Annotated in this window: 15 protein-coding genes; 14 read left to right on the plus strand and 1 reads right to left on the minus strand. The window is 44.1% G+C overall.

The genetic code is table 11. The annotated features are described in order from the left end of the window. Positions 1–8 precede the first annotated feature (8 nt). From E2491_RS07960 to E2491_RS08025, 14 genes are all read left to right on the plus strand, one after another. Positions 9–1,361 carry a TadA family conjugal transfer-associated ATPase gene (locus tag E2491_RS07960; protein WP_134374737.1) on the plus strand — a complete coding sequence of 451 codons (1,353 nt, stop codon included), beginning with the start codon at positions 9–11 and terminating at the stop codon, positions 1,359–1,361. Continuing rightward, entirely contained in the window at positions 1,352–2,281 is a 930-nt protein-coding gene (locus E2491_RS07965; RefSeq protein ID WP_208528054.1) for a type II secretion system F family protein, read from the plus strand. The genes E2491_RS07960 and E2491_RS07965 overlap by 10 nt, the downstream gene beginning before the upstream one ends. Before the next feature lie 9 nt (positions 2,282–2,290). Next, positions 2,291–3,226 carry a type II secretion system F family protein gene (locus tag E2491_RS07970; protein WP_134374739.1) on the plus strand — a complete coding sequence of 312 codons (936 nt, stop codon included), beginning with the start codon at positions 2,291–2,293 and terminating at the stop codon, positions 3,224–3,226. Between the two features lie 19 nt (positions 3,227–3,245). Beyond that, positions 3,246–3,458: a hypothetical protein gene (locus E2491_RS07975; protein ID WP_244093916.1), complete on the plus strand. Its 213-nt coding sequence runs from the start codon at positions 3,246–3,248 to the stop codon at positions 3,456–3,458. A gap of 27 nt (positions 3,459–3,485) precedes the next feature. Beyond that, positions 3,486–4,889, plus strand: coding sequence for a vWA domain-containing protein (locus E2491_RS07980; protein WP_134374741.1), 1,404 nt, complete (start codon positions 3,486–3,488; stop codon positions 4,887–4,889). Between the two features lie 78 nt (positions 4,890–4,967). Beyond that, positions 4,968–5,363: a TadE family protein gene (locus E2491_RS07985; protein ID WP_134374743.1), complete on the plus strand. Its 396-nt coding sequence runs from the start codon at positions 4,968–4,970 to the stop codon at positions 5,361–5,363. Further along, positions 5,363–6,034 (plus strand): Tad domain-containing protein, encoded by a 672-nt coding sequence (locus tag E2491_RS07990; protein ID WP_134374745.1) that lies wholly within the window; start codon positions 5,363–5,365, stop codon positions 6,032–6,034. Before E2491_RS07985 ends, E2491_RS07990 begins: the two co-directional genes overlap by 1 nt. A 13-nt stretch (positions 6,035–6,047) precedes the next feature. Further along, complete coding sequence (locus E2491_RS07995; protein ID WP_134374747.1) at positions 6,048–6,239, plus strand: hypothetical protein; 192 nt, start codon at positions 6,048–6,050, stop codon at positions 6,237–6,239. 15 nt (positions 6,240–6,254) lie between these two features. After that, positions 6,255–6,971, plus strand: coding sequence for a hypothetical protein (locus E2491_RS08000; protein ID WP_134374749.1), 717 nt, complete (start codon positions 6,255–6,257; stop codon positions 6,969–6,971). An 18-nt stretch (positions 6,972–6,989) separates the two neighbouring features. Then, positions 6,990–8,387: a hypothetical protein gene (locus E2491_RS08005; RefSeq protein WP_134374751.1), complete on the plus strand. Its 1,398-nt coding sequence runs from the start codon at positions 6,990–6,992 to the stop codon at positions 8,385–8,387. 80 nt (positions 8,388–8,467) lie between these two features. Then, complete coding sequence (locus E2491_RS08010; protein WP_134374753.1) at positions 8,468–9,247, plus strand: hypothetical protein; 780 nt, start codon at positions 8,468–8,470, stop codon at positions 9,245–9,247. Between the two features lie 48 nt (positions 9,248–9,295). After that, positions 9,296–10,075, plus strand: coding sequence for a hypothetical protein (locus E2491_RS08015; RefSeq protein ID WP_134374755.1), 780 nt, complete (start codon positions 9,296–9,298; stop codon positions 10,073–10,075). Positions 10,076–10,557: 482 nt separating this feature from the next. After that, entirely contained in the window at positions 10,558–11,928 is a 1,371-nt protein-coding gene (locus E2491_RS08020) for a VWA domain-containing protein (RefSeq protein WP_166805829.1), read from the plus strand. Continuing rightward, positions 11,918–12,727 carry a hypothetical protein gene (locus tag E2491_RS08025; protein ID WP_134374759.1) on the plus strand — a complete coding sequence of 270 codons (810 nt, stop codon included), beginning with the start codon at positions 11,918–11,920 and terminating at the stop codon, positions 12,725–12,727. Before E2491_RS08020 ends, E2491_RS08025 begins: the two co-directional genes overlap by 11 nt. On the opposite strand, the gene E2491_RS08030 is transcribed toward E2491_RS08025, so the two are convergent. Continuing rightward, positions 12,711–13,412, minus strand: a complete 702-nt coding sequence (locus E2491_RS08030) for a polysaccharide deacetylase family protein (protein WP_134374761.1) — start codon at positions 13,410–13,412, stop codon at positions 12,711–12,713. The two genes, E2491_RS08025 and E2491_RS08030, sit on opposite strands and share 17 nt — an antisense overlap. Positions 13,413–13,793 lie beyond the last annotated feature (381 nt).

A 13,793-nucleotide genomic window follows, 5' to 3' on the forward strand; every position in this document is an offset into this window, starting at 1 on the left:
GAAACACGATGTCACTATTCCAACGGAGCAAACGTGAACAGGCAGAACAGCCGCGCAAGGAAGCCGCGCAGGCCGTCATGACGCCTTATCTTGAGGAATTACTTGAGCATTATAAAACGAGGCTGCTTGCAGAGACGAACCTCGAGCAGTTAACCGCAGCGGATGAGCATGAACGCCGCCTGTCCATTGAGCGGCTCGTCAATCAATTCATGCTGGAAGAAAAGGTCGTCATTCCAAGAGGGGACCGTGAAGTGCTCATGTCCCGTCTGATCGATGAAAGTGTCGGCTTTGGACCGCTTGAACAGTTGCTGAAGGACCCATCGATCACGGAGATTCTCGTAAACGGACCAAAGGAAGTATTCATTGAGCGCAATGGACAGCTTCAGGAGTCCACGATCACTTTTAAGGATGATGCGCACGTGCGTCACATTGTCGACCGCGTCATTGCCCCGCTCGGCAGAAGAATTGATGAAAGCTCCCCGATGGTCGATGCACGCCTGCCGGACGGAAGCCGTGTAAATGCGGTCATCCCGCCGGTCAGTCTGAACGGGACACTCATTTCCATCCGTAAGTTCAGACAGGACCCGATCGAAATGGAGGACCTGCTCGGATTTGGCTCGCTAAATGAACCGATGGCTGACTTTATCCAGGCCATTGTGGAAGCGAAGATGAACGTGCTCATTTCAGGAGGAACAGGGAGCGGGAAAACGACTCTCTTAAACGCAGCAGCAAAAGCCGTTCCGCCAAAAGAGCGGGTTATCACGATTGAGGATTCAGCAGAATTAAGGCTGAACCGCTCAAGCGTGGTCGGACTTGAAGCCCGCCCGCCGAACGTGGAAGGCACCGGAGAAGTCTCCATCCGCCAGCTCGTGAAAAACGCCCTGCGGATGAGACCGGACCGGATCATTGTCGGAGAGGTTCGTGGTCCTGAGGCCTTCGATATGCTCCAGGCGATGAATACAGGTCACGAAGGCTCACTCACCACCGTTCACGCCAACTCACCGTCAGATGCGATCAACCGTGTTGAAGGGATGGTCGTCATGGCCGGTATGGACCTGCCTACCCACATCATTCGCGAATACATCGTCGGCGCACTCGACATGATCGTGCAGGCAGAGCGGCTTGGTGACGGTAAACGTAAGATCGTCAATATTTCTGAAGTGTATGTAGATGAACACAATCAGGTGAAGCTGCAGGACATTTTCGTCTTCAAACGGACAGGCACCGGAAAAGACGGAGAAGTGCTCGGTCACTTTGAGCCGACCGGCATCGTTCCGAAATGCGTGGAGCGACTCAAGCTGTTTGGCATCGAATTCGATCAGAGTCTCTTTCAAAAAGGAGGAGAGCCGGTATGGACATAATCATTGCTGTCCTGTTCGCCTCAGCCGCCCTGTCACTCATCCTGATGGTATACTTCTTCCTTGATTACAGAAGGCACAAGCAGGACTGGAAAAAGAAAATGCGGACGTGGTACCCGGAAGAAAAACGCAAAAGCGCGATCAGCGTCCTCGGTGACCGATATGACCAGTCACCATCATCTGAGAAGCTTCATCGTAAGCTGCAGATGGCGAATGTAACGCTGCTGCCTTCTGAATATATTGGAATTCATGTACTTGGTTTTCTATTGTTGTTTGTGGTCTTTAATATGATTTTCAGTATGAGTGTACTTGTCAGTTTACTCATCACAGCAGGTATTCTTGGTGCGGGACATTTCCTCTTGTTCTATATGAGAAAGAATCGTTACGAGGAACGTTTCAATGAACAGCTTAGTGAAATTTGCAGGCTGCTTTCCAATGCATCTAAAAGTGGAATGACAGTGACGCAGGGAATTGATCTGGTGGCTCACGAAATAAATAGTCCAGCAAGAGAAGAGTTTAAAAGAATGTCTTACGAATTGAAGCTCGGTGTTCCACTTGAACAGGTATTAAGAAAAGTTCAGGAGCGAAATGCTTCCCGTGACTTTCAACTGTTTGCGGCTACTCTACTCATCCAAAAGAAAACGGGTGGTAATTTAGCCTCTACACTTGAAACGATGGCCCATACACTTGAGGATCGCAAGGTGTTACATCAAACCATTCGTACCATGACATCTGAACAAAGGTACATTTCAATTATTGTTCCTGCGATGCCAGTGTTTATCTTACTGATGATGAATAATATCATGGACGGTTTCACGGATCCTCTGACAACAACACCTGGAATCGTCATTATGATTCTTTTCGTTCTGGGTATCATTTTATCGTTCTTCCTGATCCGGAAGATTACGAATATAAAAGTGTAGGTGATTAATATGGATGCACTGATTATATTATGCGTCATTTTATTTTGGTTTTTAGTCGTTTTGGGGCTGCGAAATTGGTCAGCTTACATTAAGGAAAAGCGTGAGCTACTGGTTCACGTTTCTGATGTGACACTGGTCGATGCTTTTGAAAAAAAGGAAAAAAAGAGAAAACAGCAGGCAGGCTTGATTGACAAAGTTACTAAGTTCGCAGACGAATTTGCTGATTTGGGACAGAGGATAAACTTCTTTAGTGAAAATTTAGATGTTGCGGATTGGTTGAAAAAGTCAGGTAATCGATATGAATTGACGGTTGCCCGTTTCCAGGGGATTAAAATGATGTTTCTGACAGCAGGATTTTTCCTTGGGATGATTCTCTTTATATTAGGGTTTCCTTTTTCAGAATTCGGCATTGTATTGATTCCACTCCTTGGATACTTTTTACCGATTATGCTGATTAAACAACAGGTTAAGCAAAGGCAGGAAGCGCTAAGACAGGATCTCCCGGATTTTCTGGATACCATCAGTACAAGTTTGCAGGCGGGAGTTAGCTTGGACCAGGCTTTGAGGGAGGTGATTCGCTTTTTTGATGGTCCGCTCAGAGAAGAATTCACCAGATTTATACAGGAAATCGACCTGGGAGTTCAAAGGGAACAAGCCTATCGTAATTTATTGGAGAGAAATAATAACCAGCAGTTTCAGCAATTAATTAAATCACTTCTCCAGGGAATGAAGCTGGGTGTCCCAGTAGCACAAACCTTTAAAGTTCAGGCAGAGGATATGCGTGAGCTCAGACAGGAGCAAGTAAAAGAGCTTGCTGCCAAGGCTTCCCCTAAAGTAACACTCGTCACGACCTTTATCGTCGCACCAGTATCAATTCTAATGGTTGCTGGTCTGATGATATTGAACATGATCTATGGTGATAACAGCATTATGAATCTATTTTAACTAACAGGAGGAAATGAAAATGAAAAAACTAAATGAATGGTATTTTAAAGCAATGAATGCTGCAGCGTCAAAAGTAAATAACGAAAGAGGTTCTCAAACACTTGAGTGGTTGGGGATTGCGGCAGTTGTCGTAATTGTTGTTGGTGTTATTTCTCAGGCATTTGCAGGAGACACAGGAATTGGGGATGCGATCAAATCGAAATTTGAAGAATTCATTGAATCAATCGGATAAAGCAGATTTCTTTTTGGGAGGGCTTCTATGAAAAAGCATTATTGGATTCCTGCGGCTGCATTGTGTTTAGTGCTTGCAGCCTGTCAGGATCAGGAAGAGCCTTTAGAAAGTGCTCAAAATAACGAGCAAGAGCAGTTATCAGAAAATGATCCTGAGCAAGAAGTGGCTGAAAATGAAGGATCAGTAGGTCAGGATGTTATTGGCAGCATCGAGTCTTTAAACTTATCCGAGCCACCTCAGTCATTAAAAGAGTTAATTAGTCAACAATCCGGACCTTTAGGCAATGTCACGCTAAATACATCTGATGAGGACCTGAAAAATCAATTTCTAGAAGCATTTGGAGACATTCCTGCGCTGCCTGAAGACGCAACAGAAGAGGAACTGGATGCGTATTTTTCGCTTATCTATCAACTGACAGCCTATGAGTTCCCAGATCCAAAGGATATCAGTGACCAACTGCGGTTTGCGCTTTCAGGAACACCTGAGGCAGACCCTAAATTCCAGTTTAAAGAAAACTACAACGTTGAAATTATTCTGGATGCCAGTGGCTCTATGGGAGCTTATGTTGGAGACCAGACGCGGATGGAACAGGCAAAAGAAGAAATCAATCGCTTTTTAGCTTCCGTTCCTGAAGAAGCGAATGTTTCACTTCGTGTTTATGGACATGAAGGAACAGGTGACGAGGCAGATAAAGCCATGTCATGTGCCGCGGTAGAGGAAGTGTATGAGCGGGGTACGTATGATGAAGGTGCTTTTCAGGATGCTTTAAATCAGTTTGAACCTGCAGGCTGGACACCAGTGGCTGGTGCTCTGGAGTCATCTGCTGAAAGCTTTTCAGATTTGAGCGGTGAGGAAAATACAAATCTAGTCTATCTCGTCAGCGATGGAATTGAAACGTGTGACGGAGATCCGGTAGCAGCTGCTAAGACATTTGCTGATAGCAATGTGTCACCAATCATCAACGTGATTGGTTTTAACGCGGATTCTGAAACGCAGGAGCAGCTTCGTCAGGTCGCGGATTCTGCAGGAGGTTTGTTCACAAACGTCAATAATGCGGATCAGCTTAGAGAAGAGTTCAGTCAGACAGAAAAGATTCTTCAAAATTGGAAAAGGTGGAAGCTCGATGCAAGTACTGATGTGAGAAATCAGTCTAATGACGCTTCTTTTGCAATTACTCGTTTCTCAAATACTTGGGGATCATCAGCTCGCGAACAGTGGCTTTCTTTCTATGATGCCAATCGAATCCTTCGTGAAGAAGGAAAGATGACACTTGAGCAACAAAAAGAACTGGAGCAAAGAGCAGATGAGGTAAAAGTGTTAGCTGAACAAAGTCAGGAAACGCTTAAGACTGAACTCGAAGACTTGAGAGAACAGGGCATCGAAGAACTTGAACAAAGAATTGAAGAACTCTACCCTGATGAGGCAGAGTAAAACGGGCAGCCCCCGTTTTCCCACTTGGTTTTAACAGGAGCAAGTGGGAAAGCGGCTGGAAAGAAGGGAGGAAAGCGAATGAAGAATTGGATCAAGGAGCGGCTGGATGAGCGGGGATCTATGACGATTGAATTTTTAGGGATGATCCCGCTTGTCTTTATAGTCATTATGATCGCGTGGCAGTTTATTGCGGGTGCTCATGCTGTCATTTTGGCAGAATCGGCGGCCAATGAAGCGGCGAAGGTATATTCCGTTACTGCAGAAGCATCAGAAGCGTCAGCCGCCGCTGAACAGATTGTCAGTGCAGGAGGTCAGCACGTTGGATTTGCAGGGGCACCGATTTCAGGAACGGACCAGTTTTCTGCTGCTGTTTCAGTCGATATCGCACTTGTCTTTCTTCCGGCTAAGCTCTTTCCGAACGGGAAGCCAACCTTTACCTACACGGCTGACACCTCAGGGAAGGTGATAAAGTAATGAATTGGTTAAAGGAAGAACGTGGAAACATCACGATTTTTGTACTAGGTCTGCTGATCATTTTAATGGCATTATTTATTCTTGTGCTTAACTTCTCAGGTGCCCTTGTTGCAAAAGAGCAGGCAAATACGGCTGCACAACAGGCGAGTTTAGCAGCTACGGCAGAACTCTATGAACAGCTTGCAGAAGCAATTGATGAGTATGAATCAGAGATCATCGGCCTTGTAGACTCTTATCCAGAGAGCATTGACGAGAAAATCGAAAAAGAAATAGATCGGCTTTCCGGTGGTGAAATGAGTGGCTACTCGCTAAATGAAATTCGTAATAAAGCAATGGACCGGGTTGTGACAGAAGAGATTTCTAAAGGACTTGGTGATGATCTTTTACGCGAAAAAATTGAAGAGGAGCTCGAGTTTGACTGGTCTCTGGAGATGAGAGAAGCTGCCAGGAGTGCGATTTTAGCAAATGGCGGGACTCTTGAAGAGGCAGAAGTCATTTTCTTTGATGATGGACAGATTGTTGTCCGTGCTTCTCATGATATTGAAACTACACAATATCAAAACTGGTTCGCTGGACTTAGTGAACAAATTGGACGAACCTCGGCCGGACCCGAGCTTGAGTTTGTTAAAGAACTTGAGGGTTGGGACAGCCGTAACTTTAATCTTCAATAAGGAGAGATCAGACATGAAGAAATATAAACGATGGAAACGTGTATATACTCTATTAATCATTTTGTTCACCGTTTTAATGACTGCAGAATTATTAGCGTGGTTGGTTTCTGACGGAGAATTCCCATTTGCAACGCTTGGTATTACAGCTCTTATATTCGGATATCGTTCCCATCACCTTAACCAGCTCAAGGAACAGGCATCCTGAAAGGAGACGATCTAAATGGATCATCCAATACGTTCAGCATTTTCTTTTTTCAGTAAGAAGTATGAACGGATCTTGCTGATTATTCTACTTGTCCAAATTCCTTTGCTGACACTCTATTTTTTCTTCGCTAATTACATGTATGCGGTTGTACCGAACTTTGGAACAGCCTTTAGCGCTGCAGATATTTATAATGCCTATTTTATGATCATCCTATTCTTTGTTGCTCAAATCCCATTTATCTACTATTGGCATTATGAGGAATCGGGAGAAGAAAAGCCCTTTCGACTGGCCATCTTACAGTCCGTAATTAGAGTGTTTCACTTTTTTGTTTTTGCTGTATCAATAGGTGCTTTAATTACGCTGGGTCTAGCAGTATTTGTACTCCCGGGTCTGATCATTATGGCAATGTTTATCAGCGCACCATTAATCGCGATTACCGAAAACAAATCCGTATGGAAGTCAGTTAGAGAAAGCATTCAGCTTTTTAAAAGGCATCATTGGAAATTGCTATTACTTATTATCGCATTCAGCTTAATAGAGTTTGTTTTGTCATTTATGGTTCAGGTGTTCATTTTAAATATTACAACCTCTTATTTGGCGGTAGTGTTGAGTCATTTGTTTATTAATACGATCTTCTTTCCTCTGTTTTATTTAACACTGGCTTTTCTAGTTGCGAAATGGAGAAAAGATCTTGGACTTTATGCAATTGAAGAAAGCTCAGTAACGATTTAAACAAAGGGGAGATAGGCTATGAATAAGCTGCTAAAAAAACTACCAGCTATTATTGTCATATTATTTATTGTTTCTCAGTCCTTTCTATATTCCTCTGCCTACGGAGTGAGCCCATGGTCAGGAAATTCTTGGACGGGAAATGACTGGTCTGGCAGCCCGTGGGAAGGGAACTCATGGGAAGGAAACTCCTGGAGTGGTCAGGAGTGGCAAGGTAACACATGGAATGGTCAGGAATGGCAAGGAACAGACTGGAATGGTGAAATGGGTGGTCAGGGGAGCGGATTTAATGGAACCGAATGGCAAGGTGTACCTTGGTCATATGCTCCATGGGGACCAAACGCAGGTCCGGTAGCTCCAGGTTTTGAAGGAGGAGCGGGTACAGTTCCTGTTCCTCCATACCTTAGTCCGATGAACCCGGGAGCCGGGGGAGTCAATGTTGGGGGGACATTGCCCAACGGTACAGTTGTTGCCCCTGGAAATGTGGTCATGCCGAACCCTTACGCACCTGGAACATCTTTGTATCCCGGAATGATCAATCTATTGCAGCCTGGTGGATATGATCTCAATGGTAATTCAGTAACAGCAGGAAGCTCAGATCCAGCCGAAATAAAAAAACCAAAATGGGTTGAAGTAACAGAATATCTGACCAAAGATGTTGTTTTTGGACAGGTAGGACTTGCTACATCAGCTCTCCAAAAAGGCGAAAATTTTGGATTTAAAGATGTGAGAAGTTTCCATAATGCTGTCATTTGGGGCGGATTAAAGCTAGGCCTTGGAGAAAATGAAACGTTTAAATTTGTTGATGATACAATTACTTCAGGTACGATCATAAAAGATGGTTACCAAGCAATACAAAAAATACAAACTATTAATCAAGCGAATCAAACGGCTCAAGCAGGTGCGGGTGTAACACAAGCGATGCAAGCAGCAGGAGGTGCTGTTTCAACAGGTGCCAATGCAGCGACTGCTTCAGCGGGCATGGGTGTTTTAACGAAATTTAACATTGCTACTGCTTCGGTAGGAACATTCTTTGGTGCTGTTGATACCGGCTTTAAAACAGCGAATGCGGTTGAAGTGTTCAATTCAGATGCAGCAACGACTGAGAAAGTGTCTGCAACAGCAGATGCAACTGCTTCATTGGGACAAACCATTATGAGCGCAGGTGTAACAGCAGGATTTTTCCCCGGTGGCCAGGCTGCAGCTCCATTTCTTATAGCTGGAGGTGCTATCTTATGGGGTGGCTCGAGACTCGTTAAGCTTGCTGCAGATAATTGGGGTAGTATTAAGAAATTCGGAAGTGATTTTAAGAGCGACCCACTTAAAGCAACAGGTGACCTTGCAAAAAATACTTACGAAGGTGCAAAAGATAAGCTTTCGAGCGGATGGAACTCAGTTAAAGGCTTGTTCGGAAACTAATGATAAGATAGGAGGTACAATCTGAATTTATTTAGATTGTATCTTTTCTTCTATTCAAGCAGAAAGTGAAGGTGACGTATATGATTCAAGAACATCAGCAAGCGGTAAAAAAAGCACCAAAATATAAAAAACTATTTGAATTAATTGAAGTTTCTCCAAATGCATACGAAAAGAATGGCGTTTTATATTTCGAAGCGATTTATACAAATAAAAAGGGCAAAAAAACAGGAAGTGCCATCATACCGGTTAATGGTTCAGCTAATGAAGAGGATGCTTTCGAAGCACATAAGCATTTATCAGTTTATAATGCAGAAATTGCAACAATTTATGGTATTGGTGGAACGTATCTGGTAGATGATTCTCTGAAAACTGAACCAATATCATTATTAAAGAAAGAAACACATCCTGACATTGTTAAGGGAAGAGAAGAAATTGAGAAGTTCTATGAATTTGAACGTCTTTTTGTAAGAGAGTTTCAGGAGGCTTCAACGTTTTATAAGGATCCGAAAATAATAAAACTAGATGATTTTCACTATCTTTGTGAAAAAGCAAGCCGGATGGATGTCTATTCTTTTAATATATTGAAAATATTATTAGACGAACAGAAAATTTTCGCTAACTGGAGAACAGCGATGAAGGAAGAAGGCTTGTGGGAAAAGCTATCGAAGGATCAGCACCTTTATTACAATGGATTAATAGATGAGACATTTAGAGTGAAACAAACACTGAAATCACATACTCTAATAGCTGGTGAAACTGTAGAAGAACAATTTAAAAACAGACTGCAGGATACGCTAGCACACAATAAAAAAATGGAACTTGTGTATAGAGAACAGCTACGATGGCCTAAAGTTAAATAAACTTTTGAAATGATGTTATGCCAAGCATTTTTTAAGGCGGTGATCTTTTTGGAAAAAGAATATGCGCAGGTTCAAGTAAAAGCAAAAAAGCATAAAAAACTTTTTGAAGAGGTTATCGTTAACCCTTTTGCATATGAAGTAAACGAAAATTTATATTTTCAGGTCGTTTATAAAAATCGAAAAGGCAAAATTACAGGTTCGGCGATTATGGCCGTAACTAGTGACAGTGAAGATGAAGCGAGAAAAGCGAACAAACCTCTCACTCTTTATTGTGCGACTGTATCGGGATTACTTAGAGGGGGAAGGCAAAGAGCTACCCAATCCCCAGAAATCATGAACCCTCTAATTGACGCGTTAAGCAATGAACCCGATCCAGAAATCAGGCTGGGCGTTGAAAAAATAATCGAATTGCGAGAATGGCATCGTCGGTTTAATAAAGTATACGGTGAAGCTGAGACAAACTTTGCCGGAGGATTAAAAACAGTAACTGAAGAAGATTTAAAATTTCTAGTAGAAAGAACTGCTCATTTAGAAGTCATTCATGATGAGATCGTAAGAATCATGTCTGAGGATATTCCATTATTTGAAGAGTGGAGAAAAAACTTAAAAAAGAAAGGTCTGTGGGGACGTCTTACAGAACATTCAAAAGGTTTTATTTATCAATTGATAAAAGATAGGAAAAAAGCGGAGCAATTAAGAGCTGCAGCCCTCAGGATTGAAGGTAACACTTATGATGAAAGAGTGGCGTACGTAAGAAAAAGAATTGACCTAGATGAAGAAGAGGTAATGCAAGGACATAAGAAAGAATTACGTTGGCCAAAGATGTAAACAAAACCGGGAGATGATTCTTCCGGTTTTTAGTTTATCTAAAAATCCACATGCGGTTAAAAATATCAGCTTTCAACCTTTATCAAAAGCACTCCAAACCCTTTATACACGTCATTTAACAAAGCTTTGCCACGACTTTTTCTCAAATTCCCTCCCAATCCCCCAAAAAGGTCCCAACGACCCACAAACTGTAAAAATTGTAACCTTCGACATCCACTCCTTTACGAAAATACATCGAATCAAGACCATCCTACTACTAATAAACACAAATACCACACTCCTTATGACCCTGCTGTTGTCTGACCATTATGACGTTCCACCCGGTCGTGAAACATATAAGCCATCCATCATTTGACAGTGTTCAAATTTTCCATTAAAAAAGGGGTAGTTTACCAAGAGAAGTGAAACTTATGGTGAGGATGGACGTATTATTCATTAGTTATATAACGAATCCACGTTTAGCGATGAAAGGAGCAGTCAGCATGAAGAAGAAGATGTGGCTTTCAGCATTAACATTGAGTCTGGCGCTTGCAGCCTGCCAGAGTGAAGAAGCACAGGATGCCCCGGCGAACGAAGCGGAGCAGGCTTCAACGGATGAAGTACAGGCGGAGGAGACGGAGGAGGCAGCAGGTCCGTTAGCAGCGCTTGAGGAATTGAATCTGGCCCCGATTCCGAAGGAGCCTCAGGACTTTGTCCAGCAGGGCGATGGATTATTAGCGATTGAACAGGAGAAGCAGGAGGGCGTGTCCTTTATGGATGTGTTCGGCGATTCGCCTGCCTTACCGGAGGATGCCTCTGAAGAAGAGATCGAGCTTTACTACCAGTACATCCACTCCATTACGAAAAGAGATCTGCCGGATCCATCGGGCGTATTGGATGCTGCCCGGTTTGATATGGAAGGAATGCCTGAAGCCGACCGGCGCTATGAGTTTAAAGAAAACTACAATATTGAAATCATTTTAGATGCGAGCGGGTCCATGGCTGCCGATGCAGGTGGCGAAACCCGTATGGAGCAGGCAAAACGCGAAATACAGACGTTCCTTTCTTCCGCACCTGAAGAGGCAAATGTATCCCTGCGCGTGTATGGACATGAAGGAACAGGCGATGACGCTGACAAAGAAATGTCCTGCGCTGCCATTGAAGAAGTGTATGAGCGCGGACCTTATGATGAAGCCGCATTCCAGACCGCACTTGATCAGTTTGAGCCGGCTGGCTGGACACCGGTTGCTGGTGCCCTCGAATCAGCTGCCCAAAGCTTTGAAGGACTGGACGGCGAGCAAAATACGAACCTGATTTACCTCGTCAGTGACGGAATCGAGACGTGTGACGGAGATCCGGTTGCAGCCGCGAAAAGCTTTGCCGGAAGCAATATTTCACCAATCATCAACGTCATTGGTTTTAATGCAGACTCAGAAGCCCAGCAGCAGCTGAAGGAAGTAGCGAAGCAGGCTGGCGGCGCTTATGCCAACGTCAATAATGCAGAAGGGCTGCGCGAGGAATTTGAGCGAACAGAAGACATTCTCGCTGAATGGAAGCAATGGAGTGTCGGCGCACGGACTGACCGTAACTGGACGAGTGCCAACGCGACGATTGATATTAATCACTTCTCCAACTCGTGGACACGCAGAAGTCTTGATCAGGTCAACACAGAATACCGTGTGATGGACACGCTTGTAGACGAAGGGAAAATCACGAGTGAACAGCTGCAGCCACTGAAGGATTATGCAACGGCCAACTATGAATTATCCCGTCAGGTAAGAAGTGATTTCCTTGATGAACTCAGACGCATCAAGGAAGAAGGAATTGAAGGAATGGATCAGATGATTGAAGATGCCCGTCCTGATGGAGAATAAGCTTTTAAATGAGGTGATCACCATGACAGACGTTCAAATCATTGAAGACAAAGCGAAATCATACAAAAAAGTGCTCGAGAAAGTCACGGTTTATCCGAATTGGACATTGATTAACGGCCGGAAGTATTACCAGGCTGTCTATCTCAACCGGAAAGAAGAAACAAAAGCTGCAGCCGTCTTTTCGCCCGATCAGGAACAGCCGGCAGAAGCGCAAAAAGCACATGAAATGCTTGCAGAATACCATCTGTTGTTGAGAGACACGCACAAAGCAGGCAACGCGCGGTATGAGCAGTCACCTGAAATGTTCACACTGCCGATTCAGCTCATGGATAAATCTCAGTACCCGGGTCTTGAAGCGGGAAGACAGCTGATTGCAAGTCTCTATGACTGGCAAAAGCAATTCGTTCAGCATTTCCAGGGCTTTCTCATCTTTGCCAATAACCCGAGAAAAGTCACGGAAGAAGAGCTCAACCTGCTGTATGAAAAAGCAGCGCACCTGTCCGTCATCCACCTCAGGACAGGTAAAGAGCTCGCTGGGCAAATAAATGTACTCGAAGACTGGATTCGCCACATGAAAAAAGCCGGTCTCTGGAACCGGCTTCCGCATGAAGTAAAAACCTTTTATCAGCAGCTGATCAAAGATCAGGCAACCAGCATGAACTCAGATCATCACCTGAATGCTGAGGACCATTATGAAAAGCAGGTGTCAGACCGGATTCGATTCCTGCGCCAGAAATACAGCGGTGAAGCCACAGACAGTCTTGCACTCAGGTGGCCGCAGCCTATTCCAACAGCTTAATCTTACTATCAGAAGAAGCCAGCAGCTCAAGCACCGATACGTAGCGAAGATCATCCGTCCGCTCCAGGGCAGATCTCCACTCCGTCCATCGCTGCTTGAGCTCTTTTTCATCATTCACCACATCAAGCGACACAACAGCCCCGTTATAGCTCTGATGCTCCCCCTCCAGTAACGCCTCACCCGTCACTTCATGACTGACCACGAGCAAATCCTGCTCCCGCAAACGCCTGACAACCTCTTCATTAAGCAACCCATCAGCCGTTCTATAATAATCAGGCGAAAGCTCATGCTCATGAAAAAACGCCACAAGCTCCGCAATATGCTCATCCATCTCTTTTTCACTCAACCCCTCATACCGGGCCGGATGTAAATCATAAATCCCAATATCATATCCATACGCCTTTAACTGATCCGCAATCTTTTTCTTCCGGTCCACCCAGGACGGATCCAGAAAAAAAGTCGCCTTCTCAATCCCTGTCCGCTGCAGCTCCTCAGCCAGCCACAGCACAGAATCATCCCCAATCGTCACGTTAAAAGTCAGCACCACACCCTCATCCCCCTTGTAAATGATTCCCGGTGAAGGCCACACCCCAGTCACCTCCATCACCCGCGGGGAAGAGGGAAGAAGCGCCAATATCAACACAGCCAGCAGTATCAAACCTGCCGTCTCCCACTTCTTTCTCAACACGCATCACCTCCGCACAAACTGCTTTAAACAATCTATGCAGCAGAGGTGAGGAAAAGTAGTACGGGCTCTATGTTTTTATCAACCATTTTGAAAAGGGAAAAGTTTTTTCAGAAAAGCTATTGACCGTTCCTCAAATCGGTGATAAATTAATAAGCGTCGCTTTTGAAGCAGCCGACAAAACACAACAAAATAACTTTTAAAAAAGTGATTGACATTACTTTTTAAAAGATGTTATGATGTGTAGGTCGCTTGAGAGAGCAATAACTTCTTTAAATAGAAGAAACGTAACAACTGAACCTTGAAAACTAAACAACCAAACGTCAACGTTTAAGATTTTAAGTCTTTTTCGAATAAAAAAGACAATGAGCTTTTCAAACA

Source organism: Jeotgalibacillus sp. R-1-5s-1 (assembly GCF_004405105.1).
GTDB lineage: Bacteria > Bacillota > Bacilli > Bacillales > Jeotgalibacillaceae > Jeotgalibacillus.